Raw genomic sequence first — 24,917 nt, forward strand, 5'->3', positions numbered from 1 at the left:
ACCGCCTGCTTCTGTTCTATTAATCATTGCGAATCGTCAGATAGGAAGCCATATGATCTTCTATCTTCAGCATTTCGTTGAACTCGTTCTTGCCTGCGTCATTCCACTCTTGCGGCGCTTCCTTAACGAAGGAAACGGCGAACACGTTGCCGCTGTCCGCGAACAAATGCTGATACGATTTCTGCTCATCCTTCCAGATGGTCTCCAGTGCGTCCCAATCCTTCTTCGGTACTGCATACAAGGTCGCAAGCTCTGCCTTCTCGTTGCTCGAGCCGCCGATGACATCGATCGTCACGATGCTATAAGGATTGCTCTGCGACTTGCGCAGCGTATACTTGCCCGACCATTGCTCGGGTATCCGCATTGTCAGCCCGTAGTTTGAATCCGTAAACTCCTCCATGACGGGCGCGAATCCGGACTGCCCATCCCATTGCACCCAATCGTTGATCCATACGGCATCTACGTAAGGTACGCCAAGCTCATCCGGCGCTTCTCTCACCCAAGCAAGTTCAATAATGCCGTCTCCATTCACGTCGCCGCTCATCGTCGGCTTGCCGCTAATGCCATTAGCCGGATCATCAGGGGCAGGATATACGAGCCTTAGCCCCCTTTTCTCCCACACATACATGGCGGTGAATGTTCCGTGTGCGCCTGTCGAAGCTTCCAGCACAACGCCGTTCTGCCTTGGAGATACTTGCCCAATTAGCAATCTCTCGTACGTGTTGACTCCGTTGAACAGGTTTTGTTCGACGATCGCATGCAGCGCGTTATTGTTCCAGTTATAGATCGTTAATTGAAACGCGGGCAGCTCCTTCTCCCGGTTCGTATGCGTCTCCGAGATGATGGCCAGCTCCGGCTGTCCGTCTCCGTTCATATCGCCGGTCTCCGCGTAGGAGTAAGGCAGCGAATCAAGCGGCTTCAATACGAGATTGCCGCGTTCATTGCGTTCCGTCTTCCCGTGAAAAGAATACATCTCCAGCACGTTCGGACTCTCGAAAGCGCCCGTCCAACCGACGAGCAGCTCCATTTTGCCATCACTGTCCAAATCGATAATATCAAGCCAAGCGATCTGTCTAGCCATCGGCTGTTCCACGCCAACCCACGACTTCCATTTACCGTCTGTCTGCTTGAGCACCAGCAGCTCCGGCGTGCTGTATTCATTGTAAAAGGTGACGACCGCTTCCTTCACACCGTCGCCATCCACATCCAGAATGCGGATCGCCTCCATGTTCTTCTCACGTAGCGGCAGCGTCAGCTTGCTATAGTCAGGGAGCTCCTTCTCGATCGCTTGCAGCAGCACCTGCTTGTCCGCCGCAATCTTCGGCTTCTGCAGCAAATCCGCAGGGGCCGCCGTGTAGCGGCAACCTGCGGATAGGATAAGGATGAACAGTGCGGCGCTGAGAAGGCCGCCTATTCGTATCATATTTCCGTACAGGACGGATCGTTGCGGTGAGCGAGCGACTTTCAATTGCTATAGCCTCCTCCAGTTGCGTTGCAGCGGATTATGGCAGTTCATCTATCGTAGCGAACGAATAACCCATCTCCGTTAATTCATCTATAATTCCAGGGAGCGCCTCCACCGTATTCGCGATGTGTTTGCCTCCAAAAGAATGCATTAATATTATACCACCGGGCTTCGCTTCCGTTCGAATCATTTCTTGCATATCGGCTACCGAAGTCCCCGCCCAATCACGCGTATCGATATTCCAACCGATCATGTGGCGGCCCGTATTTTTAACGATATCCTTAAGCGTATCCGACACTGCTCCATATGGAGCGCGGAACAATACTGGCGTGAAGCCTACGGCATCCTTAATCAATTTATCGCTATCGTTAATCTCCTTCAAAATCGCATCCTTGCCCAGCTTGGACAAGTCTTTATGATTGTACGTATGATTGCCTATCTCGTGGCCTTCCTTTACGATCCGCTCCAACACTTCCGGACTTTTGTTCACTTGGAGACCAACGACGAAAAACGTCGCTTTCACTCCTTTTTCTTTCAGGATATCCAATATGGCCGGCGTATAACGCTTGTCCGGACCATCGTCGAAGGTTAACGCGATAACCTTCTGCTCTTCTTTGTCAGGCTCGGCTGTTGCCGTGCCCTCTCCCTCTGGAACAATCTCGATCGGAACGTTCTCTCCGAGGTCTTCGTTGCCTTCATCCTGCACTAAAATAACTTCCCCCGGCTTTACGCCGGTTTCTCCACCATTCTTACCGCCGCTGAGATCGCTGAAATCCAGACCAAGATCGGAGGATACTTCATCCGTCTCCTGCTCTTCCCCATCTGCCGCGATAGCCGTCAGATCAAGAGTTTGGCTGATTGCGCAGCCGCTGCCCCATACCATCACTGCCGCCAGCAGCAGCATAACCAACCATCCCTTGTAACGTTTGAACTCCTTTGTCATTTCGCTCACCTTCTACTCCCCGCTTATAACTCTATCGTAGCGGAATGGTAGTTTAAGAGAGTTACAAAATAGTAACACCTTTCGCGCTTATATGACATTTTGCATAAAAAGAAAAAGCCCCCGTCATCGACGCTTTATCAGCGTTTTCGACAACAGGGACTTCTATGGCTTGCGGCTTCTTAACGAAGCGCTTTAGCTGCAATATCGGTACGGCTTTGTTTGCCTTCAAAATCAATCACGCTGACCGCCTCATAAGCGCGTGCGCGGGCTTCGGCGATATCTTTGCCGCGGCCTACGACGCCAAGCACGCGTCCGCCGTTCGTTACGAACTGGCCGTCCTTCGATGCTGTGCCGGCATGGAACACAAGCGCGCCTTGCGCTTCCGCTTCCGAAAGACCCGTAATGACGCGGCCCTTCGGATACGATGCCGGATAACCTTCGGATGCGATAACGACGCAGACAGCTGCCTCGTCATCCCACTCGATGTCGAGATCGCCAAGTCTGCCGTTAAGCGAAGCAAGTACGATGTCGACAAGATCCGTTTTCAGACGCGGCAATACGACCTGCGTTTCCGGATCGCCCATGCGAGCGTTGAACTCGATCGTTTTCGGACCGTCCTTCGTAATCATAAGGCCTGCGAACAGGACGCCGCGGAACGGACGGCCTTCGCTGACCATTGCTTTAGCCGTAGGGATAATGATGTTCGTGATCGACTCGTCGATAATCGCTTGGTCGATATGCGGAAGCGGCGTGTAAGTGCCCATGCCGCCCGTGTTCGGTCCTTTGTCGCCGTCGAAAATCGGCTTATGATCCTGTGCAGGTACCATAGCGCGAACCGTCTCGCCGTCAACGAACGCCAGAATCGACATTTCTTGTCCTTCGAGGAACTCCTCGATAACGATTTGGTTGCCCGCATCGCCGAACACTTTGTCGACCATCGCTTCGCGAAGCGCCTTCTCGGCCTCTTCAAGCGTCGCCGCAACCGTTACGCCTTTGCCAGCTGCAAGGCCGTCAGCCTTAATCACGATTGGAGTCGACTGCTCACGCAAGTAAGCCAGCGCCGATTCGTAATTCGTGAACGTCTCGTATTTGGCAGTTGGGATGTTGTATTTTTTGAGCAGGTTTTTCATGAAGATTTTGCTGCCTTCGATTTCAGCCGCATTTTTGCGAGGTCCGTAAGTCGGGATGCCCTCTGCCTCGAAAGCATCTACGATGCCGTCTGCAAGCGGATCGTCAGGTCCGATAAAGACGAGATCGATCGAAGCTTCCTTTGCGAAGCGCGTAAGCTCCGCGAACTCGCTAACCGCGATCGGCACGCATTCCGCAAGCTGTGCGATACCCGCATTGCCCGGCGCGCAGAACACTTCCTTTACTTTCTCGCTTTTCTTGAGCGCCCAGACGATCGTATGCTCCCGTCCGCCGCTGCCAACAACCAATATACGCATGTGCTAATCCCCCTATATGTTATTGCGATTAAAAAAAGGAGCACAACAGTGAGATTTGCCTCACTCGGAAGTGAGGCCCCTCATACCTATCTTTTACGCAGGCTGTCGTGCTCTGTATGTTCATTCGTTCGTTTTAGTGTTTGAAGTGGCGAACGCCAGTGAATACCATCGCGATACCGGCTGCGTTAGCCGCTGCGATTGATTCCTCGTCCTTGATCGATCCGCCTGGTTGAATGATCGCCGTGATGCCTGCTTTCGCAGCAAGCTCAACCGTATCTCCCATTGGGAAGAACGCATCGGAAGCGAGTGCCGCTCCTTTTGCTTTCTCGCCGGCTTGCTCAATCGCAATGCGAGCTGCGCCTACGCGGTTCATTTGACCAGCGCCTACGCCTACGGTCATATCGTCCTTCGCAAGAAGAATCGCGTTCGACTTCACATGCTTAACGACTTTCCAGCCGAACAGCAATTGCTTCAGTTCTTCAGCCGTTGGCTTGCGGTCTGTAACGAATTGCAGATCGGCTTCCGCCAAGCTGTGCACGTCGCTTTCTTGAACGAGCATGCCGCCAGCTACCGAAGTTACGATCCATTCCGGCTTGCGCTCTGCTGCGGCTGTAAGTCCGCCAAGCTTCATAAGACGGATGTTTTTCTTCTTGGTCAGAATATCAAGCGCTTCAGGCGTGAAGTCTGGCGCGATGATGATTTCTAGGAAAATGCTGCCCAGAAGCTCAGCTGTGTCAGCGCCGATTGTACGGTTAGCCGCCACGATACCGCCGAAGATCGACGTTGGATCAGCCGCATAAGCTTTCTCGTACGCTTCGTGAATCGTTGCGCCGATACCTACGCCGCAAGGGTTCATATGCTTAACGGCAACGACTGCCGGCTCGTCGAACTCTTTAAGAATGCCAAGCGCCGCGTTCGCGTCGCTGATGTTGTTGTAGGACAGCTCTTTGCCGTGCAATTGCTCAGCTGTGGAGATATTGCCTGCAGCAGCAAGCGGCTTGCTGTAGAAAGCAGCCTTCTGATGCGGGTTTTCGCCGTAACGAAGGTCTTGTACCTTCTCGTAAGTAACGGTGTACGATTCAGGAAGCGGCTCGCCCATTTGCTTCGAGAGGTAGTCGGAGATGAGGGAGTCGTATGCAGCTGTGTGACGGAACACTTTTGCAGCTAGACGTTTACGCGTTTCGAGCGTTGTGTCGCCTTGCGCTTTCACTTCTTCCAGGATCGTGCCGTAGTCGCCAGCGTCGACAACTACCGTCACGAATGCATGGTTCTTAGCTGCGGAACGAAGCATCGTTGGGCCGCCGATATCGATGTTCTCGATAGCGTCCTCGTACGAAACGTCCGGCTTAGCGATTGTTTCTTTGAACGGGTACAGGTTAACGATAACGAGATCGATGTAGTCGAGACCAAGCTCTTTCATCGCTTTCTGATGCTCTTCGTCATCGCGAACGGCAAGAAGGCCGCTATGTACGGCCGGGTGCAGCGTCTTTACGCGTCCGTCGAGAATTTCAGGGAAGCCCGTTACATCGGAAATGCCGATAACCGGTACGCCTTCCTTCTGAAGCAGGCTGAACGTACCCCCTGTCGAAATAATTTGTACGCCTTGCTGCGCCAGCTCACGGGAAAACTCCACGATGCCGGTCTTATCCGAAACACTAATTAACGCTCTGCGAATAGCCACGCCAAATTCCTCCTCATCTATATGGAACAACAATTGCTTGTCTTCTTACTCGGTCACAGTCATGAAATAGCGCTAACTTTTAGCTCTATTTGGCTCAAACTAAAGTTAGTTTGTGGAATAGAGCTACTTTATAGCTCTATTCGTCAGCGTTGACGCTGGTTGAGCTCAGTTCCGCCGAAGTTACACGAAATAGCGCTAAATTCTATCGCTATTTCCGTCAAACTAACCTTAGTTTGTGGAATAGCGCTGCTTTCTAGCTCTATTCACCAGCACTCGACGCCGGTTGAGCTCATTTCCGCCGCAACCGCCACGAAATAGCGCTAATTTCTATCGCTATATCCATCAAACTAACCTTAGTTTGTGGAATAGTGCTAATTTCTAGCTCTATTCGTCAGCACTGACGCTGGTTGAGCTCAGTTCCGCCGAAGTTACACGAAATAGCGCTAATTTCTATCGCTATTTCGTTCAAACTAACCCTAGTTTGTGGAATAGAGCTGCTTTCTAGCTCTATTCGTCAGCACCGACGCCGTTTGAGCTCAGTTCAGCCGCAACCGCCACGAAATAGCGCTAATTTCTATCGCTATTTCGTTCAAACTAACCCTAGTTTGTGGAATAGAGCTGCTTTCCAGCTCTATTCGTCAGCGGCTAGCGCCGACTGAGCGTTCGATCCGCCTACTTACCCGCGGCGGATCGAGACATGCCTGCCATCCAGCGTCACGCGGTTCTCCGCGATGAGCTGGATGACGCTTGGCAGCAGCGCTTGCTCTGCTGCGTGAATGCGCGGGGCGAGCGACTCTTCCGTGTCGCCGTCCGCCACTTCCACCGCGGTCTGCGCGATGATCGGCCCGCTGTCCATGCCGCCGTCCACATAGTGGACGGTGACGCCGGTCAGCTTGACGCCGTATTCCAGCGCCTGGCCGATGCCGTTCACGCCTGGGAAAGCCGGCAGCAGCGCCGGATGAATATTGATCATCCGGCCGTAGAACGGCTCCACCAGCACCGATGTGATGATCCGCATGTAGCCGGCCAGCACGATCAGTTCGACGCCGCGGCGCTGCAGCTCGGCGATAATTTCCGTCTCGTAAGCTTCGCGAGACGGGTACTCCTTCGGCGTGAACAGGAACGTGTCCACGCCCGCCTTCCGTGCGCGCTCCACAACGGGAGCGGCTGGCTTGTCACAAACAAGAAGCTCGATGGTTACATCGAGCTTCCCCTCCTGCACCGCATCCACAATCGCTTGGAAATTCGAGCCTTGTCCCGAAGCGAATACGGCGATGCGAAGCGATGCCATTATACTTCCGCTCCCGTAAACGTTACGATGCGGCTTCCTTCCGTAACCGTTCCGATACGGTAAGCCTCCTCGCCAAGCTCCGCCGCAACGCGCAGCGCAGTCTCCGCTTGATCCGCCGGTACAACAACGACCAAACCTACGCCCATGTTGAACGTAGTGAACATATCGCGGTTCGTAATATTGCCCTTCTCCTGCATCAATCCGAAGATCGGCAGAATCGGCCACGAGCCGTATGCGATATCAACGTTAACGCCTTCCGGCAATACGCGCGGAATGTTCTCGATGAAGCCGCCGCCCGTAATGTGCGCCATGCCCTTCACGTCCACTTGCTCGATCAGCTTAAGCGCCGATTTCACATAGATGCGCGTTGGCTCGATCAGCACGTCGCCAAGACGCGCACCGCCGAGCTCGTCCAATGTTTGCTCCAGCGAGTAACCTGCTTCTTCAAGCAGCAAACGGCGAACGAGCGAGAAGCCGTTGCTGTGAATGCCGCTCGATGCGAAGCCGATAACCGCGTCGCCAGCAGCGATTGTCGATCCGTCGATCATTTTTTTCTTATCTACAATACCGACCGTGAAGCCGGCAATGTCGTATTCACCTTCGGAGTACATACCCGGCATCTCTGCCGTTTCGCCGCCGATTAGCGAGCAGCCCGCTTGCACGCAGCCCTCGGAAATACCGGCAACGATTGCTTCGATCTTCTCGGGCACGACTTTGTCGCATGCCAAGTAATCGAGGAAAAACAGCGGCTCAGCGCCTTGTACGATAATATCGTTCACGCACATCGCTACTGCGTCGATACCGATCGTGTCATGCTTGTCCATTGCAAAAGCAAGCTTCAGCTTCGTGCCGACGCCATCCGTTCCGGATACGAGAACAGGCTCCTCGTACTTGTCCTTGTTCAGGCCGAACAAACCTCCGAATCCGCCAAGCTCCGCCATAACCTCCGGACGGTAAGTGCGCTTCACGTGTTTTTTCATCCGTTCAACCGCTTCGTTGCCTGCCGCAATATCGACGCCGGCCTTTTTGTACGCTTCTGACACTTTCGGTCAACTCCTTAAAATGTAATGCATGCTTTATTTCTGCCCCACTCTGCCTCGTTCTAGCAGCTGCAGCTTTTGTCCGATTCTTCGTTCACTGGCGTCGGATAGTCATTGTCGAAGCAAGCCAGGCACATGCCGCGGTTGTATGCTCCGTCATTGCCGCCGACCGAATCAACGAAACCTTCGTCGCTTAGGAAAGATAACGAGTCCGCGTTGATCTGCTTGCGAATTTCTTCCACCGTCCGGTACGAAGCGATCAGCTCCTTGCGGTCAGGGGTATCGATGCCGTAGTAGCACGGGTTTTTGAAAGGCGGTGACGTAATCCGCACATGCACTTCGGTCGCGCCTGCTTCACGAAGCAGGTTCACGATACGAAGCGAGGTCGTGCCGCGCACGATCGAATCGTCGATCATGACGACGCGTTTTCCTTCCACGACTTTGCGAACGGCGGAAAGCTTCATCTTCACGCCTTTTTCGCGCAGCTCTTGGGAAGGTTGGATAAACGTCCTGCCTGTATATTTGTTTTTGATAAGTCCAAGCTCATAAGGAATACCCGTTTGCTCGGCATAACCGATCGCCGCGGAAATACTGGAATCGGGCACGCCCGTTACAATATCCGCGTCCACGAATGATTCCTGCGCGAGCTGGCGTCCCATCCGTTTGCGCGCCGAGTGGATGTTGATTCCGTTAATATCGCTGTCCGGGCGGGCAAAATAAATGTATTCCATCGCGCAAGTCGCACGGCGCTCTACTTCTGCATAACGGTCTTCACGCATACCGTCAGCGTCGAAAATCAGCAATTCGCCCGGCTGGACATCGCGTACATATTCCGCGCCGATCGTCTCGAACGCGCACGATTCCGACGAGAATACGTAGCCATCGCCTAGACGACCCATGACGAGCGGACGAAGTCCGTTCGGATCGGAAGCGACGAGCAGCTTTTCATTCGTCATGATCAGGAACGCGAATCCGCCGACAATACGCTGCAACGCTTCTTTCGCCGCCGTCTCGAAATCCTTCGGAGAACGAGCGATTAGATGCGCAATTACTTCCGTGTCGCTCGACGTCTGGAAGATCGATCCCGACATCTCAAGCTCCTTGCGGATTTCCGGCGCATTGACGATGTTGCCGTTCGTCGCAACAGCAAGATCACCATCGCGATAGCGGAAGATAAGCGGCTGTGCATTCGCCAGCTTGCTCTCTCCTGCCGTCGAATAACGAACGTGGCCAATCGCACGGTCGCCTTTCAGATGGTCAAGCTCATCCTTGCCGAACACTTCCTTAACAAGCCCCATGTTGCGGTGATAGGCGAAGGCATTGCCGTTAGCCGTATCCACCGTACATATTCCCGCGCTTTCTTCGCCGCGATGCTGAAGCGCATGCAGGCCGTAGTAAGAGAGGCTCGACGCCGCCGGGATATTGAATACCCCGAAGACGCCGCACTCTTCACGCAGTTTGTCGAAAATATCGTCACGTCCGATACCTTCGTTATAATGATCTCCCGTCCAAAGCAAATGCTTGCTTATTTCATCAGACATGGAATCGCATCCTTCCAGACCTTCTCCAGTTGTTTGACCGGCGCGTTGATGCCGGATTTGCCGTTTACGTTGATGGAAAGGCTGCTGCCTTTAACCGTACCGATAGTAGCGTTGATTACGCCTTGCTCGTTCAGGTAAGCCGTCAATGCCGCAGCATTTTCCGGTTTAGCGGAGAGCAGAATACGCGATTGTGATTCGCTGAACAGCAATTGATCCGCGCGAAGCTCAGTGGAGAGAGCGATCTCTGCGCCAAGTCCGCCGCTGATGCAAGATTCTGCAGCAGCTACCGCGATGCCGCCTTCGGACAAGTCATGCGCCGAAGCGACTAGACCTTTTTGAATCGCGCCAAGAACGGCACCGATTACTTTTTTCTCCGTAGCGAGGTCGATTTCTGGTGGACGTCCGCTAGCCGCGCCTTCGAGCACGTATTGCAGCTCGCTGCCGCCGAACTCGGCTTTCGTCTCGCCGATCAAGACGATTACGTCGCCATCAGCTTTGAAGCCTTGCGTCGTAATGTGGTCAACGTCGTGTACGAGACCAACCATGCCGATTACTGGCGTTGGGTAGATCGCGCCTTTCGCGTTCTCGTTGTACAAGCTGACGTTACCGCCGATAACTGGCGTATCGAGCACGACACAAGCTTCGGACATGCCGTCTGCCGATTTCTCAAGCTGCCAGAACACTTCAGGCTTCTCAGGGTTGCCGAAGTTCAGGTTGTCCGTAATCGCAAGCGGCTCTGCGCCGGAGCAAACGATATTGCGCGCTGCTTCAGCAACGGAGATACGTCCGCCTACTTCAGGATCCAGATATACATAACGACCGTTGCAGTCCGTCGTCATCGCAAGCGCCTTGCGCGTGCCGGGAATCGTCACGACAGCCGCGTCGGAGCCCGGCTGAACAGCCGTCGACGTACGAACCATGTAATCGTATTGATTGTAAACCCACTCTTTGCTAGCAACCGTAGGGGATGCAAGCACTTTTTCCAAAGCGCCGTTCAAGTCCGTGATTTCGGCAAAAGCAGCTGTATCCACTTTCGCGTTCTCACGATAGTAAGCTGGCTCTGCAGATGGCTTCTCATAAACCGGACACTCATCAACGAGTGCTTTAACCGGCATATCCGCTACTTCTTCGCCTTGGTGGAACAAACGAAGACGTCCGTCATCGGTTACTTTGCCGACTTTGGCGCAAATAATGCCCCAACGGTCGAAAATTTCTTTTGCTTGCGCTTCATGCTGCGGTTCAACGACGAACAACATGCGCTCTTGCGATTCGGAAAGCATCATTTCGTAAGGCGTCATGCCAGTCTCGCGTTGTGGAACTTCGTCCAAGTACAGCTCAAGGCCGTTGCCTGCTTTCGAAGCCATCTCCGCGCTGGAGCAAGTGAGGCCTGCCGCGCCCATATCTTGAATACCGAGCACGATACCGGAATCGATCAGCTCAAGCGTTGCTTCCATAACGAGCTTCTCCATGAACGGATCGCCTACTTGTACCGCCGTACGCTTCTCTTCGGATTCTTCGGACAGCTCGACGGATGCGAATGTCGCGCCGTGGATACCGTCGCGGCCCGTTGCCGGACCTACGTAGAATACCGGGTTGCCTACCCCTTTTGCTACGCCACGCTGGATTTTATCGTGATCGATAAGACCTACGCACATCGCGTTAACGAGCGGGTTGCCCTCATAGCTCTCGTCGAACATGACTTCGCCCGCAACGGTAGGAATACCGATACAGTTGCCATAGCCAGCGATGCCGCTAACGACGTGCTCGAACAAATATTTAACGCGCTCATTCTCGAGATTGCCGAAACGAAGGCTGTTCAGAAGAGCAACCGGACGTGCGCCCATCGAGAAAATGTCGCGGATAATGCCGCCTACGCCTGTAGCCGCGCCTTGGAAAGGCTCAACCGCAGATGGATGGTTATGCGATTCGATCTTGAACACGACCGCTTGGTTGTCGCCGATGTCGACGATGCCCGCGCCTTCGCCCGGTCCCATCAGGACGCGAGGACCCGTGATCGGGAATTTTTTCAAGATTGGTTTGGAGTTTTTGTACGAGCAGTGCTCGGACCACATGACGCTGAATACGCCGATCTCCGTGTAGTTGGGCTTACGGCCAAGGAATCCGCAAATAAGCTCATATTCATAATCGGATACGCCAAATTGGCTGTAAATTTTCTGATCGGCAATTTGCTCCGCCGTCGGTTCTTTAGCCGTTAACTGCTGCGCCATGTTGTTCCCTCCATGCATTCAAAATCGATGTAAACATCCTTTTGCCGTCTTCCGAGCCGAGCAATTGGTTAACTGCGCGCTCTGGATGCGGCATCATGCCGACTACGTTGCCTGCTTTGTTGCTTACGCCCGCGATGTTCTCTACCGAACCGTTCGGGTTCGTGTCGCCTGCATAGCGGAACACGATTTGGTTGTTCGCTTTCAGTTCGGCAAGCGTCGCGTCATCGCAGAAGTAGTTGCCTTCGCCGTGAGCGATCGGAATATTAATAATCTCGCCTTGCGAGTATTGGTTGGTGAAAGCCGTGTTGTTGTTAACAACTTCAAGCGGCGTTTGGTGACAGCGGAACTTCAGTCCGTTGTTGCGGATCAAAGCGCCAGGAAGCAGTCCTGCCTCGGTCAAGATTTGGAATCCGTTGCAAATGCCAAGGATAAACTTGCCTTGGTCAGCCGCTTTCTTCACTTCGCCCATTACGTTAGCGAAGCGAGCGATAGCACCGCAGCGCAGGTAGTCGCCGTAGGAGAAACCGCCAGGAACTAGAATGCCGTCATATGCGGACAGGTCGGTAGCCGTATGCCATACGTAGTCGACAGGCTGGCCGATCGTTTCTTCAACCGCCTTGTAGCAGTCGATGTCGCAGTTGGAGCCTGGAAATACGATAACTGCAAACTTCATCGTCTTATCCCTCCAGCTCAAAACGGTAATCTTCGACAACCGTATTCGCAAGCAGCTTCTCGCACATCACTTTAATGCGTGCTTCCGCTTCTGCGCGGTCGTTCGTATCAAGCTCAAGCTCCAAGTATTTACCGATGCGCACTTTGCCGACTTCGGCGAAGCCCATCGAGTGAAGCGCGCCTTGTACAGCTGTTCCTTGCGGGTCCAAAACGTTTTCTTTGATCGTGACATAGACGGTTGCCTTCATAATAGCCTCCTGGAAATGTGAGTTTTCCCTTTGCGGGTATGAGCTGGGAAAAGGGATCGTTCGTGAGTACGCAAGGGTAATTGTCTCCGTCGCATTAGCAATCGTAAATTTTTAATTACACCTTTATGTGTAAATTTACGATAGCTAGACGCGAGCGCTTTCGCTCTACGACAACAACCCTTGCTCCCCTCACTTGCCCATTTTCCACAAACTCAAAAACCGCCGCGGGGTGGTCGGTGAAGCTTGGACAGCCGCGCTTGCGCTTGCGCGCCCGCTGGCTGTGAAAGAGAACTGGTTAGCTTACCATCGCCGAGCTTCTGCCCGTTTATCGGGTGAGGTGCTCATCCCCATCCCCCCATTATCGGTGAGATGTTGCGGCGTTGGCGGATTAACTGGAATTTGTCCTGTTATTTCGGCGGACATGAGCTGACGCGATGAATTAGCTGGAGTTTGTCCCGTTATTTCGCCGCTAAACCAGGCTTCGAGGCCGATTTGGTGAAATTAGCGGGAGGTTTTCCAGTTAATACGCGCGTGAGCGTTCATTCGAGCCAATTTAACGGGAGAAATTCCCGTTATTGTATGACGGCCGCGGGGTGCACCGCTGCCATGCTTACCAGAGCAGCCGCACTTCGTTGGCTGCGGTGAAACCTTTATAATTCAACGCCGACGAGGCGGCGGTAGATGTCGCGGTAGCGGGCGGTCGTCGCTGCTACTACGGATTCTGGAAGCGGAGCAGGCTTGCTGTCGCGATCCCAGTCGGAGCCGAGCAGATAAGTGCGTACAGGCTCTTTGTCCATGCTGTCGATCTCGATGTCGAAGGCATAGTTGCCTTCGGCCCAGAAGCGGGACGAGTCCGGCGTGAAGATTTCGTCGATCAATATAACTTTGCCGTCGATAAGTCCGAATTCGAATTTGCAATCGGCAAGAATGATTCCATGCTTCGCGCAATACTCATGCGCGAACTCATACAGCTTGATGCTGCGGTCGCGAAGCTCTTCCGCGAGCTCGGCGCCAACCATATCAGCCATCTTCTCGAACGGGATGTCCTCGTCGTGGCCGACGTCGTTTTTCGCCGCAGGCGTGAAGATCGGCGCCGGGAAGCGCTCGTTCTTGCGAAGACCCGCAGGAAGCTCGATGCCGTTGATCGCGGACGTTTGCTGGTATTGTCTCCAACCTCCGCCCGTGATATAGCCGCGAACGACGCATTCGATATCGATGCGCTCCGCTTTGCGGGTAACCATGATGCGATTGCGAAGCAGTTCAGGCTCGGTAACGAGGTCGCCAAGCTTCTCAACGTCCGTATGCACGACATGGTTGACTTGAATGTCGGCCGTTTGCTCGAACCAATAAGCCGATAGGCGGTTCAGCACATTGCCTTTGTCCGGCACGGCCGGGTCGAGCACGTAATCGAATGCCGAGATGCGGTCCGTCACGACGATCAGGAAATGCTCGCCGAGATCGTACAATTCCCGCACCTTGCCTTTATAAATTAGAGGAGCCTTAATGTAATCAACAGCCGTGGATAGAGCTTGCGATTGAACAGTCATTGATGGCTTGCCCTCCCTAGATTAGTCCGAGACGCGAGAAGATCGTGTCGACATGCTTGAGGTGCCATGCCGGGTTGAAGCAGTCGTCGATTTCTTCAGCCGACAATACGCTTGTAACCTCTTCCGTCTCGCTGATGATATCGCGGAACTGGCGTTGCGTTTCCCAAGCTTGCATCGCGCGCGGTTGAACCGTGTCGTATGCTTTTTCGCGGCTAAAGCCTTTGTCGATCAGCTTCGTCAATACGCGGCCGGAGAACGGCACGCCGTAAGTCGCATGCATGTTGCGCTTCATGTTTTCCGGGAACACCGTCAGGTTGTTGATGATGTTGCCAAGACGGTTCAGCATGTAGTTCAGCAGCATCGTTGCATCCGGCAAAATGATGCGCTCAACCGACGAGTGGCTGATGTCGCGCTCATGCCAGAGCGGAATGTTTTCGTAAGCCGTCAGCATATGTCCGCGAATAACGCGCGCAAGACCGGAGATGTTCTCGCAACCGATCGGGTTGCGTTTGTGAGGCATTGCCGAAGATCCTTTTTGACCTTTCGCGAAAGGCTCTTCAACCTCACGGAATTCGCTCTTCTGCAAAGCGCGAATTTCCGTAGCGAACTTATCGAGCGAAGAAGCGATAAGCGCAAGCGTCGCCATATATTCGGCATGACGGTCACGCTGCAGCGTTTGCGTCGAGATCGGAGCAGCGGAGATGCCGAGCTTCTTGCATACGAATTCTTCAACAAACGGATCGATGTCCGCGAATGTGCCTACAGCGCCGGACATTTTGCCGAATTGCACGCCGTCAGCCGCATGCTGGAAACGCTCCAGGTTACGTTTCATTTCCTCGTACCAAAGTGCTACTTTCAGACCGAACGTCGTCGGCTGCGCATGAACGCCATGCGTACGGCCCATCATAGGCGTATCTTTATATTGGATCGCTTTGTCGCGAAGAATTTCAATGAAACGCTCGATATCTTTGAACAGGATCGCATTCGCTTGAAGGAGCAGGTAACCGTTAGCTGTATCAACTACGTCGGTCGAAGTAAGGCCGTAATGAACCCATTTGCCTTCAGGACCTGCTTTCTCGGACACAGCGCGTGTGAACGCGATAACGTCATGGCGAGTGTCAAGCTCGATTTCGTAGATGCGGTCAATATCGAACGCCGCCGATTTGCGAAGCGCCACGACATCTTCCTTCGGAATCGCGCCAAGCTCGGACCAAGCCTCGCATGCGCATAGTTCAACTTCGAGCCAAGCGTTGAACTTGTTTTCTTCTGTCCAAATCGCTCTCATTTCCGGTCTGCTGTAACGCTCTAACATAAACCATTCACACCTTCCAAATATTCGTTTCTTGAATCCATTCCAGCGCTGCTTCGGTACTTGGCGCAATGACGTTCACATGGCCCATCTTGCGCTTGAATACCGCTTCTTTCTTCCCGTACAAATGCACCTTCGGCGCAACGTGAAGCCGCTCCGCCGACTCGTCTTGCTTCGCAATAAGCGCAAGCAGCGGCTCAACATGCTGCCCAAGTACGTTAACCATAACGACCGGGCTCATGAGCGTCGTATCCCCAAGCGGCAAGTTGCATACCGCACGTACATGCTGCTCGAACTGCGAAGTCCGGCAAGCTTCCATCGTGTAGTGACCGCTGTTATGCGGCCGCGGCGCCAGCTCGTTAACGAACAGCTCGCCGTCCGCCGTAACGAACAGCTCCACCGCGATCAAACCTACGACGCCAAGCCCTTCGGCAATGCGCATCGCCAGTCGTTCCGCTTCACGCTGCACGTCCTCGTTAATACGGGCCGGCACGATAGATAAGTGCAATATATTATCGACGTGAATATTTTCCGCAACAGGGAACGCTTTTATTTCACCCTGCGGGCTTCTCGCCGCAATTACTGATAATTCTTTGTCGAAGCGAATGAACTGCTCGAGCACGAGCTGCACGCCCGCGCGCGAAAGCGTCTCGTAAGCCTCGGCGATCTCGTCTTCGCTGCGGATGACCCATTGGCCTTTGCCGTCGTAGCCGCCCATCGCCGTCTTCAGCACGCAAGGCGTACCGAAACGTTCTACCGCCTCGCGAAGCTCGTCCACGCTGCGGATCTCGCTGTATGGCGCTACGCGCACGCCCGCCGCTTCGATCGCTTGCTTCTCGCGAAGCCGATGCTGCGTCGTATAAAGCAGCTCACTGCCTTGCGGCACGTACGATTCCGCCATCAGCATGGCTGCGACATCGGCATCGACGTTCTCGAACTCGTAGGTGATGACATCCGACCGCTTCGCAAGCTCGCGAGCCGCCTCACGATTGTCATAAGCCGCTACGATCTGCTCCGATACTTGTCCGCATGGCGCATCCGGCGTTGGATCAAGAGCAATGAACCGATAGCCCATCGCGCTGCCTGCATTCGCCATCATTCGGCCAAGCTGACCGCCGCCGAGAATGCCGATCGTGCTGCCAGGAAGCAGCGTCTTCACATTCTCTGCGGATGCGGACGACTTATTGCCCGCTCCGCTGCTCATAGCGTCTCACTGCTTTCCAGCACTTCCTGCTTCACGCGCTCGCGGCGCGCTTCCACGCGCGCTTGCACTTCAGGATCGAACGCGCCGATCATTTGCGCGGCAAGCAAGCCTGCATTCGTGCCGCCTGCATTGCCGATCGCGACTGTCGCAACCGGTATGCCGCCTGGCATTTGTACGATGGAGAGCAGCGAATCAAGTCCGCTTAGATTCGAAGACTTAACAGGAACGCCAATAACCGGCAAAATCGTCTTCGCAGCGACCATGCCGGGCAAGTGTGCAGCTCCGCCGGCTCCGGCAATAATGACCTTAAGCCCTCGTTCTACTGCCGATTCCGCATATTCGAACATCAAATCCGGTGTACGATGCGCCGACACTACCTTTTTCTCATACGGAATTTGAAGCTCCTCCAGAACGTCACAGGCTAATTTCATTGTGTCCCAATCCGACTTGCTGCCCATGATTACGCCTACCTTCGCAGACATGCGATCAAACCTACTTTCATCAATAGAGTATGGAAAAACAGAAAAAGCCCGCAAGCAACCATATATAGGCTGCCTCGGACTACGAGCGCGAGCGCCGGCGACAACGAATGTATGCCGCCTGCCGCTCAGTAAAGGATTCGATGATGAGGCAGCTTCCAGCGCTAAGAGACAACAGAAGGCTGCCCCGTCAGAGGAGCAACCTATGCTTGGCAAATGGCTGTGCGCAGCTCTCGTTCATCGCTTCACTTCACGCTCGTAGTCCAGAAAATAAGGTTTCCGGGTAGAAACATTCGGGCCTTCTCCCGAAAATATACGAGTGTATCTTAACTAAGTGTTAGCGTTATTTCTTCTACCTTAATATATAACGCATATTGTGATGTTTGTCGAATCTTGTCGTTCAAGGCAGTGTGCTCGCCTCAAGCCTACTCTAGTTTATCCAATCCCCCTAACACTGTCAATAAAATACGAACATTATGAGAGGAAGTTTTATAAAGGTTCGTTTTTTTGAATAAATCGTACGGAAAATCAGAACAGTATGCCCAAAAAAAGGGCTTATGCCCGCTGGCATGAATCGAAAAACAGAGCTAACCCTCATTTGAGACGTTCCCGGTCGTACTTGCAGACTAGGGACGGCTCTTCTTGAATATAGATGTTTAGTAGCGTCTATTTCGGCATTTCCATTCCATGGATGAACCACAAAACGTATAAGGAGGTTGGGCAGGCATGCATATTCACGTCGTGCAAAGGGGGGATACACTTTGGGCGTTATCGCAGAAATTCGACGTCCCTCTCGATGACATACTTGCCGCGAACGGACTACGGGGAGAAGAACCGCTCGTCATCGGCCAATCGGTCATTATCCCTCAGCAAGTAACGAGCCATAAAGTGTTAGCTGGAGAGAGCCTGTGGGCGATCGCAGAGCGGTACGGTCTCTCGCTTCAGCAGTTGATGGCTGTGAATCCAATTAGCAATCCGGCGCTGATTTACCCCGGACAGGTGATTACGATTCCGCAAGCGACGAAGCCGGTAACAGAGGTGAATGCCTATACCGAGAAGTTCGGAGCAGCAGGCGTCGAGATTGTGAATGATATCGGCCAATACTTAACCTACTTAAGTCCGTTCAGCTATCGCGTGCAGTTGGACGGGTCGATGATCCCGCTCGACGACTCGGCTATTATCAAAGCAGGCTACGCGCACCGCGCCGCTCCGATGATGGTTATTACGAACTTCGAGAACGGCACGTTCAGCCCCGAGATCGCTCATGCCGTTATGTCCAGCCAACCTGTACAAGAACGGCTTATTACGGACATTTTGGCGATTATGAAAAACAAAGGTTATCTCGCGCTCAACGTCGACTTCGAGTATGTACCGCCTGCCGACCGAGCCCTCTACAACACCTTCCTGCAGAAGCTCGTAGACCGTCTGCATCCAAGCGGTTATCTGGTCTCGACCTGCCTTGCCCCGAAGACAAGCGCCGATCAGACCGGTACGCTGTATGAAGCGCATGATTATGCCGCTCACGGGCGAATCGTCGACTTCGTCATTCTGATGACGTATGAATGGGGCTGGTCAGGCGGACCACCGCGCGCCGTTGCGCCGTTGAACGAAGTCGTGAAGGTGCTGAACTACGCCCTCACCGTCATTCCGGCTGGCAAAATCGTCATGGGCATGCCGTTATACGGCTATGACTGGACGCTCCCTTACGTGCAAGGAGGCAAATGGGCGCCTACGGTCAGCCCGCAGGAAGCGGTGCGTCGCGCGGCCAAATACGGCGCAGAGATCAAATACGATGCATTGAGCCAATCACCGCATTATAACTACTTCGACGAGCAGCGCCGGGAGCACACCGTATGGTTCGAGGATGCCCGCAGCGTGCAAGCCAAGTTCAACATCGTCAAAAGCTATCATTTGCGCGGCGTCAGTTATTGGGTGCTCGGCGTCTCGTTCCCGCAGAATTGGTATGTGCTGAATGCGAACTTCACAATAAAGAAGCTAGTTTGAGTTTAACGCCTAAAAAAAACTATACCGATCCGATGACGCATAACCTGCCTTTAAGCTATGTTGAATATCTGCATTAACTTTAGCAGGAAACGAGCCCTAACCAGAGCTATATTGGATATTTGCTCTAACTTTTCTTCAGGAAGCCTCATTTCAGCCATTCCATAAAGAAGTTGCTGCAAAAATCCAGTATAGCTAATATGTCTGCCACAAAAGGTCGCTCTATCCTGCAAATATCCATTATAGCCTCCATTCATATGAAAAGGCTGTCCGATAAGGGATCTGGAATAGACCAGACACACTCGGACAGCCTTTAATGCTTAATGCTTTATTGTTCCAACCAAACGGTCTTCTCTGCAGCCGGAGTACGCTTCGCAGCAGGCGCGGTCATATCGGGATAACCGATGAACACCAGCCCTACCAGCTGTTCAGCTTCGGAGAGGCTGAAGGCTTCCTTCATTGCCGGATGGTACATCGGATCACCTGAACGCCATACGGCGCCAAGTCCGTTCGCATAAGCGGCTAGCAGCAGATTCTGCACCGCACAATGTGCGGCAGCTATCTCCTCTGCCAATACCGCCCGGGGATCATCCGAAGGTGAACATACTGCCGCGATCACGACTGGGGAACGGAACGCTTTCGTGCGCTCCTTCGCCAGACGCTCCTCCAGTTCCTCTCCGCTAAGATCGGGAAGCTGCGCTGCCGCAACTTTGGCGTATCCGTTGCCCAAAGCCGATCTGCCCTCGCCTGTCATCACAATGAACTTCCATGGCTGCGTATTATGATGGCTTGGCGCCATTATCGCCGCATCTAGCAGCTTCTCGATTTCTTCACGCGGAACGGGATCCTTCTTCACTCTCCCGATCGATCTCCGTCCTTGAATCGCCTCTTCCAATAACATAACGCTCTCTCCCCCGACTTCTGTTAGCTTCGAACTATATTTCAATTACTGGTTAAATAACACGAGGTATTCCCCGTAGCCTTCCTTCTCCAAATCCTGTTTCGCAACGAAACGAAGCGAAGCCGAATTGATGCAATAGCGCAGTCCCGTCGGCTGCGGTCCATCGTCGAACACATGGCCCAGATGCGAATCGGCTTCCTTGCTTCTCACTTCTACGCGCACCATATAATGACTCGTATCGGTGTGCTCCGAAATGGAAGCAGCCTGAAGTGGCTTCGTAAAGCTCGGCCAGCCGCAACCGGCATCATATTTGTCTCGCGAGCTGAATAACGGCTCACCCGATACAATATCGACATAAATGCCGTCTTCGGTATGATCCCAATATTCTCCCGTGAATGGACGCTCCGTACCGCTATTTTGCGTCACTTCGTATTGAATAGGAGTTAGCTTCTTCTTCAGCTCAGCCTGATCCTTGCGCATGCTCCAGTTTTGCGCGATGAAAGCGTCGCGTCCTGAGCCTTTACGGTACATTTTGTAACGGAACGGATTCGTCTTATGATAGCCCTGGTGATAATCCTCAGCCGCATAAAACTTACCTGCCGGTTCGATCTCGGTCACGATCGGTTTATCGAAGCGTCCGCTCGCTGCAAGCTCCTGCTTCGATGCTTCCGCCAGCTGTCGCTGCTCCTCCGTATAATAGAAGATGCCCGTCCGATAGGAATCGCCGCGGTCATGGAACTGCCCGCCTGCATCCGTAGGATCGATCTGATGCCAGAAGATGTCTAGCAGCTTCTCATAGGGAAATACGTCGGGGTCGTACGTAATAAGAACGGCTTCTGCATGTCCAGTCGTATCGGAGCATACCTCTTCATACGTTGGATTTTCCTTATGCCCGCCTGTGTAACCGGAGACGACCGAGATAATACCCGGCATTTCCTCAAAAGGTGAAACCATACACCAGAAGCAGCCTCCTGCGAATGCTGCTTGCTCCGTGCGGCGCTGGCCGCTATTATGCGATAATGGTTGATCCATGTTGATCTCCCTCCATTGACGTGTAAATTGAGAACCTTTCTCTCCTATTATACATGACAAGAGGGCCATACAACAAAGGTAGCTAAAGTAGCGTTATTCAAATGAGCTTCCCGGCAAAATAACAAGCAGAACAGGCAGAAAGGAAGGACTGCTTTAGCTGCATGTGCAGCCAAGCAGTCCTTCCTTTCGTTGAAGCTATATTACGTTATGCGGTGCATGGACCATACGATACCGGAGTTCGTCGCTCCACCTAGGTTTAACGAAATGGTCAACCCTCCATCTACATAGAACAAACCGATTACATCGCCCGCATTCAATGCTACATCGCCTGCCAAAGTAACAGCGCCATTGCCTAATATCGCCCTAAGCGTTAGAACTAAAGCAACGTTTACGTTAAGCAAAGGGAATAAGCCGCTGATAAGATCTATTGGAGTTCCTGAAGTTCTACGAACAACAAAAGCAGGGTTGATACCCGCGCCTAAACTCAAACTAATGGCAGCCGTTGTTGAGTAGTTGATTGTAGCTTCAATAGCATATCGACCCGTTGTCGGAACGACGAAATTACCTGTACCCGCATTAAAGGTGCCATTATTGAAATAAGGGCTAGCTACGCTAAAGCCTGCAATTTGTGTAGAACTGGATACGGCTAGAGCTGTGACAAAGCCAGAGAAGCCATCGACACCGACAGCGACACCTGTTGCTCCCGTTGCTCCAGTCACCCCGGTAGCTCCCGTTGCACCTGTCGCTCCGGTCGCACCAGTTGGGCCGGTTGCTCCCGTGCCGGTTGCTCCTGTTGCCCCAGTCACACCTGTTGGGCCCGTTACTCCTGTCGCTCCTGTTGGGCCTGTTGCTCCCGTGCCGGTTGCACCTGTTGCTCCGGTCACACCTGTTGGGCCGGTGACACCTGTGGCTCCTGTCGGACCTGTTGCTCCAGTGCCGGTTGCTCCTGTTGCTCCGGTCACACCCGTTGGGCCGGTTTCACCTGTCGCTCCTGTCGGACCGGTTACACCCGTTGGACCCGTTCCTCCTGTTGCTCCGGTCACGCCTGTTGGGCCGGTGACACCCGTTAGACCCGTTCCTCCTGTTGCTCCGGTCACGCCTGTTGGGCCGGTGACACCTGTCGCTCCTGTCGGACCTGTTGCCCCCGTGCCGGTTGCTCCGGTTGCTCCGGTCACACCCGTTGGGCCGGTTGCACCTGTCGCTCCTGTCGGACCTGTTGCTCCGGTGCCGGTTGCTCCTGTTGCACCGGTGACACCCGTCGGACCTGTTACGCCCGTAGCTCCTGTTGGGCCTGTTGCTCCAGTGCCGGTTGCTCCTGTTGCACCGGTGACGCCCGTTGGACCAGTTTCGCCTGTCGCTCCGGTTGCTCCTGTTGGACCGGTTGCTCCCGTGCCCGTTGGTCCTGTTGCTCCCGTCACACCTGTTGGACCGGTGACTCCTGTCGCTCCTGTCGGGCCGGTTGCTCCCGTACCTGTTGCACCTGTTGCTCCAGTCACACCCGTCGGACCTGTTACGCCTGTTGCTCCTGTAGCGCCGGTTGCTCCTGTTCCGGTCGCTCCTGTTGCACCGGTGACGCCCGTTGGGCCGGTTACACCTGTGGCTCCTGTCGGACCTGTTGCTCCCGTACCGGTTGCTCCTGTTGCTCCGGTCACACCCGTTGGACCGGTTTCACCTGTCGCTCCTGTCGTACCGGTTACACCCGTTGGACCCGTTCCTCCTGTTGCTCCGGTCACGCCTGTTGGGCCGGTTTCACCTGTCGCTCCTGTTGCTCCCGTTCCTCCAGTAACACCGGTTGCTCCTGTTGCTCCAGTCACACCCGTCGGACCTGTTACGCCTGTTGCTCCTGTAGCGCCGGTTGCTCCCGTGCCGGTTGCTCCTGTTGCTCCAGTCACACCCGTCGGACCAGTTACGCCTGTTGCTCCTGTAGCGCCGGTTGCTCCCGTGCCGGTTGCTCCTGTTGCTCCGGTCACACCCGTCGGACCTGTTACGCCTGTTGCTCCTGTAGCGCCGGTTGCTCCCGTGCCTGTTGCTCCTGTTGCTCCGGTCACACCTGTAGGGCCGGTTTCACCTGTCGCTCCTGTTGCTCCCGTTCCTCCAGTAACACCGGTTGCTCCTGTTCCCCCAGTCGCACCTGTCGCTCCTGTCCCTCCGGTCGCTCCTGTTGCACCTGTTGCTCCAGTCACACCCGTCGGACCTGTTGCCCCAGTCACACCCGTCGGGCCTGTTACGCCTGTTCCACCAGTCGCTCCCGTTCCGCCTGTTGCTCCTGTGGCTCCTCTCTCACCAGTCGCACCCGTTGCTCCCGTTCCTCCAGTCGAACCTGTTGCACCTGTTGCTCCAGTCACACCCGTCGGGCCTGTTACGCCTGTTCCACCAGTCGCTCCCGTTCCGCCTGTTGCTCCTGTGGCTCCTCTCTCACCAGTCGCCCCCGTTGCTCCCGTTCCTCCAGTCACACCTGTCGGACCTGTTGCTCCAGTCACACCCGTCTGTCCTGTTGCCCCAGTCACACCCGTCGGGCCTGTTACGCCTGTTGCTCCTGTGGCTCCTCTCTCACCAGTCGCACCTGTCGCTCCCGTTCCACCGGTTACACCTGTCGCTCCCGTTCCTCCAGTCGCGCCTGTCGCTCCCGTTCCACCGGTTACACCTGTCGATCCCGTTCCTCCAGTAGCACCCGTTGCTCCCGTTCCTCCAGTAACACCGGTTGCTCCCGTTCCTCCAGTAGCTCCTGTTGCTCCCGTTTCACCAGTCGCACCGGTCGCTCCCGTTCCCCCAGTCGCACCGGTCGCTCCCGTTCCACCAGTCGCTCCTGTTGCTCCCGTTCCTCCAGCCGATCCTGTTCCTCCAGTCGCACCTGTTGCTCCTGTTCCTCCAGTTGCCCCTGTCGCTCCCGTCGATCCGGTTCCTCCAGTCGCACCTGTTGCTCCCGTTCCTCCAGTAGCTCCTGTTGCTCCCGTTCCTCCAGTAGCTCCTGTTGCTCCCGTTCCTCCAGTCGCACCTGTCGATCCTGTTGCTCCCGTTCCCCCAGTCACACCCGTCGGGCCTGTTACGCCTGTTCCACCAGTCGCACCTGTCGATCCCGTTCCTCCAGTAGCACCCGTCGGTCCGGTCCCTCCAGTCGCACCTGTCGCTCCCGTTCCTCCAGTCGCACCTGTCGCTCCCGTTCCTCCAGTAGCTCCAGTTGCTCCCGTTCCTCCAGTCGCACCTGTCGCTCCCGTTCCTCCAGTTGCTCCCGTTCCTCCAGTCGCACCTGTCGCTCCGGTTCCTCCAGTAGCACCTGTCGCTCCCGTTCCCCCAGTTGCACCTGTCGCTCCTGTTCCACCAGTCGCTCCCGTTCCTCCAGTCGCCCCCGTCGCTCCTGTCCAACCAGTAGCTCCCGTCGCATAGGTCGTATTCTCAATACGAACGATCGCCGACCCCTGAGTCACGGTAATATCGAGCGTGTCGGATTCGAATGTAATGTTCTCTCCTACACCGACCGTTGCCGAACCCGTCTCGCCAAACACATTAAATAAGAACTCCCCCGGCACAAGCCCGCCGGTCGGACCAGGCGGACCTGTCGCACCGGTCGGCCCTATGGAGATGGGGGTGGACAATATGCTCTCCAGCTTCGTCTGAAGCAGGAACTCCTTCTTCGTCAGCTCGCGAATCGTACTTCTGACACTTTCATTCACAGTCAGAATATCGCTGATCGTAGCGGGAGGACCTGTTAGACCAGGCAGCGTGCCGAGAATATACTGAAGCTTCTCTCCTTCCGCATTAATGATATGGCTAAGCCCCAGCTCCTCTAGGGCAATCGACGATAGCAATAAGTTAATCGCATCGTCTCTCGTAATCGTAATTAATGGGGTAATATTAGGGATATTGGACTGTGACATTTATGCATTCCACCT

The 24,917-nt window shown here is 54.3% G+C and carries 18 protein-coding genes and 1 riboswitch; of the genes, 1 reads left to right on the forward strand and 17 read right to left on the reverse strand.

Features of this window, described 5'->3' with window-relative positions:
- Positions 1–19: 19 nt before the first annotated feature.
- The 14 genes from AC0YN0_RS28175 to purE form a co-directional block, all read right to left on the reverse strand.
- On the reverse strand, positions 20–1,468 hold the full coding sequence (locus AC0YN0_RS28175; RefSeq protein WP_475824269.1) for an FG-GAP repeat domain-containing protein: 1,449 nt from the start codon (positions 1,466–1,468) through the stop codon (positions 20–22).
- Between the two features lie 34 nt (positions 1,469–1,502).
- On the reverse strand, positions 1,503–2,408 hold the full coding sequence (locus tag AC0YN0_RS28180) for a polysaccharide deacetylase family protein (RefSeq protein WP_475824270.1): 906 nt from the start codon (positions 2,406–2,408) through the stop codon (positions 1,503–1,505).
- 179 nt (positions 2,409–2,587) lie between these two features.
- Positions 2,588–3,853 (reverse strand): phosphoribosylamine--glycine ligase, encoded by a 1,266-nt coding sequence (gene purD / locus AC0YN0_RS28185; RefSeq protein WP_475824271.1) that lies wholly within the window; start codon positions 3,851–3,853, stop codon positions 2,588–2,590.
- A gap of 133 nt (positions 3,854–3,986) precedes the next feature.
- Complete coding sequence (gene purH, locus AC0YN0_RS28190) at positions 3,987–5,534, reverse strand: bifunctional phosphoribosylaminoimidazolecarboxamide formyltransferase/IMP cyclohydrolase (RefSeq protein ID WP_475824272.1); 1,548 nt, start codon at positions 5,532–5,534, stop codon at positions 3,987–3,989.
- A 676-nt stretch (positions 5,535–6,210) separates the two neighbouring features.
- On the reverse strand, positions 6,211–6,825 hold the full coding sequence (purN, locus tag AC0YN0_RS28195) for a phosphoribosylglycinamide formyltransferase (RefSeq protein WP_475824273.1): 615 nt from the start codon (positions 6,823–6,825) through the stop codon (positions 6,211–6,213).
- Complete coding sequence (purM, locus tag AC0YN0_RS28200) at positions 6,825–7,868, reverse strand: phosphoribosylformylglycinamidine cyclo-ligase (RefSeq protein ID WP_475824274.1); 1,044 nt, start codon at positions 7,866–7,868, stop codon at positions 6,825–6,827. Before purM ends, purN begins: the two co-directional genes overlap by 1 nt.
- A 59-nt stretch (positions 7,869–7,927) precedes the next feature.
- Complete coding sequence (gene purF, locus AC0YN0_RS28205; protein ID WP_475824275.1) at positions 7,928–9,406, reverse strand: amidophosphoribosyltransferase; 1,479 nt, start codon at positions 9,404–9,406, stop codon at positions 7,928–7,930.
- Positions 9,391–11,634: a phosphoribosylformylglycinamidine synthase subunit PurL gene (purL, locus tag AC0YN0_RS28210; protein ID WP_475824276.1), complete on the reverse strand. Its 2,244-nt coding sequence runs from the start codon at positions 11,632–11,634 to the stop codon at positions 9,391–9,393. The genes purF and purL overlap by 16 nt, the downstream gene beginning before the upstream one ends.
- The gene (gene purQ / locus AC0YN0_RS28215) at positions 11,612–12,307 is read right to left on the reverse strand and encodes a phosphoribosylformylglycinamidine synthase subunit PurQ (RefSeq protein ID WP_475824277.1); all 696 of its coding nucleotides are present in this window, start codon (positions 12,305–12,307) and stop codon (positions 11,612–11,614) included. Before purQ ends, purL begins: the two co-directional genes overlap by 23 nt.
- Before the next feature lie 4 nt (positions 12,308–12,311).
- Positions 12,312–12,557 (reverse strand): phosphoribosylformylglycinamidine synthase subunit PurS, encoded by a 246-nt coding sequence (gene purS, locus AC0YN0_RS28220; RefSeq protein WP_307476050.1) that lies wholly within the window; start codon positions 12,555–12,557, stop codon positions 12,312–12,314.
- Positions 12,558–13,204: 647 nt separating this feature from the next.
- Positions 13,205–14,101 carry a phosphoribosylaminoimidazolesuccinocarboxamide synthase gene (locus AC0YN0_RS28225; RefSeq protein ID WP_475824278.1) on the reverse strand — a complete coding sequence of 299 codons (897 nt, stop codon included), beginning with the start codon at positions 14,099–14,101 and terminating at the stop codon, positions 13,205–13,207.
- 16 nt (positions 14,102–14,117) lie between these two features.
- Positions 14,118–15,413 carry an adenylosuccinate lyase gene (gene purB / locus AC0YN0_RS28230; protein WP_475824279.1) on the reverse strand — a complete coding sequence of 432 codons (1,296 nt, stop codon included), beginning with the start codon at positions 15,411–15,413 and terminating at the stop codon, positions 14,118–14,120.
- A 7-nt stretch (positions 15,414–15,420) separates the two neighbouring features.
- Entirely contained in the window at positions 15,421–16,614 is a 1,194-nt protein-coding gene (purK, locus tag AC0YN0_RS28235; RefSeq protein ID WP_475824280.1) for a 5-(carboxyamino)imidazole ribonucleotide synthase, read from the reverse strand.
- Positions 16,611–17,096 carry a 5-(carboxyamino)imidazole ribonucleotide mutase gene (gene purE / locus AC0YN0_RS28240; protein WP_475824281.1) on the reverse strand — a complete coding sequence of 162 codons (486 nt, stop codon included), beginning with the start codon at positions 17,094–17,096 and terminating at the stop codon, positions 16,611–16,613. Before purE ends, purK begins: the two co-directional genes overlap by 4 nt.
- A gap of 236 nt (positions 17,097–17,332) precedes the next feature.
- Positions 17,333–17,432: riboswitch (purine riboswitch) on the reverse strand.
- Between the two features lie 387 nt (positions 17,433–17,819).
- Between purE and AC0YN0_RS28245 the strand changes: the two genes are divergently transcribed.
- Positions 17,820–19,097 carry a LysM peptidoglycan-binding domain-containing protein gene (locus AC0YN0_RS28245; protein ID WP_475824282.1) on the forward strand — a complete coding sequence of 426 codons (1,278 nt, stop codon included), beginning with the start codon at positions 17,820–17,822 and terminating at the stop codon, positions 19,095–19,097.
- A gap of 325 nt (positions 19,098–19,422) precedes the next feature.
- On the opposite strand, the gene AC0YN0_RS28250 is transcribed toward AC0YN0_RS28245, so the two are convergent.
- From AC0YN0_RS28250 to AC0YN0_RS28260, 3 genes are all read right to left on the reverse strand, one after another.
- The gene (locus AC0YN0_RS28250) at positions 19,423–19,995 is read right to left on the reverse strand and encodes a nitroreductase family protein (RefSeq protein ID WP_475824283.1); all 573 of its coding nucleotides are present in this window, start codon (positions 19,993–19,995) and stop codon (positions 19,423–19,425) included.
- A gap of 45 nt (positions 19,996–20,040) precedes the next feature.
- Complete coding sequence (msrB, locus tag AC0YN0_RS28255) at positions 20,041–21,027, reverse strand: peptide-methionine (R)-S-oxide reductase MsrB (RefSeq protein WP_475824284.1); 987 nt, start codon at positions 21,025–21,027, stop codon at positions 20,041–20,043.
- 200 nt (positions 21,028–21,227) lie between these two features.
- The gene (locus tag AC0YN0_RS28260) at positions 21,228–24,902 is read right to left on the reverse strand and encodes an alpha-helical endospore appendage domain-containing protein (RefSeq protein ID WP_475824285.1); all 3,675 of its coding nucleotides are present in this window, start codon (positions 24,900–24,902) and stop codon (positions 21,228–21,230) included.
- Between the last annotated feature and the right edge of the window lie 15 nt (positions 24,903–24,917).

This window comes from Paenibacillus sp. J22P218, assembly GCF_056269195.1.

What these genes read in the sequence shown, in the direction of transcription:
- msrB (WP_475824284.1), bottom strand. Translation starts at nt 21,027, where the DNA reads ATGGATCAACCATTATCGCATAATAGCGGCCAGCGCCGCACGGAGCAA.
- AC0YN0_RS28180 (WP_475824270.1), bottom strand. Translation starts at nt 2,408, where the DNA reads ATGACAAAGGAGTTCAAACGTTACAAGGGATGGTTGGTTATGCTGCTG.
- AC0YN0_RS28260 (WP_475824285.1), bottom strand. Translation starts at nt 24,902, where the DNA reads ATGTCACAGTCCAATATCCCTAATATTACCCCATTAATTACGATTACG.
- purK (WP_475824280.1), bottom strand. Translation starts at nt 16,614, where the DNA reads ATGAGCAGCGGAGCGGGCAATAAGTCGTCCGCATCCGCAGAGAATGTG.
- purF (WP_475824275.1), bottom strand. Translation starts at nt 9,406, where the DNA reads ATGTCTGATGAAATAAGCAAGCATTTGCTTTGGACGGGAGATCATTAT.
- AC0YN0_RS28250 (WP_475824283.1), bottom strand. Translation starts at nt 19,995, where the DNA reads ATGTTATTGGAAGAGGCGATTCAAGGACGGAGATCGATCGGGAGAGTG.
- purN (WP_475824273.1), bottom strand. Translation starts at nt 6,825, where the DNA reads ATGGCATCGCTTCGCATCGCCGTATTCGCTTCGGGACAAGGCTCGAAT.
- purL (WP_475824276.1), bottom strand. Translation starts at nt 11,634, where the DNA reads ATGGCGCAGCAGTTAACGGCTAAAGAACCGACGGCGGAGCAAATTGCC.
- AC0YN0_RS28245 (WP_475824282.1), top strand. Translation starts at nt 17,820, where the DNA reads ATGCATATTCACGTCGTGCAAAGGGGGGATACACTTTGGGCGTTATCG.
- purQ (WP_475824277.1), bottom strand. Translation starts at nt 12,307, where the DNA reads ATGAAGTTTGCAGTTATCGTATTTCCAGGCTCCAACTGCGACATCGAC.
- AC0YN0_RS28225 (WP_475824278.1), bottom strand. Translation starts at nt 14,101, where the DNA reads ATGACTGTTCAATCGCAAGCTCTATCCACGGCTGTTGATTACATTAAG.
- purB (WP_475824279.1), bottom strand. Translation starts at nt 15,413, where the DNA reads ATGTTAGAGCGTTACAGCAGACCGGAAATGAGAGCGATTTGGACAGAA.
- purE (WP_475824281.1), bottom strand. Translation starts at nt 17,096, where the DNA reads ATGTCTGCGAAGGTAGGCGTAATCATGGGCAGCAAGTCGGATTGGGAC.
- purD (WP_475824271.1), bottom strand. Translation starts at nt 3,853, where the DNA reads ATGCGTATATTGGTTGTTGGCAGCGGCGGACGGGAGCATACGATCGTC.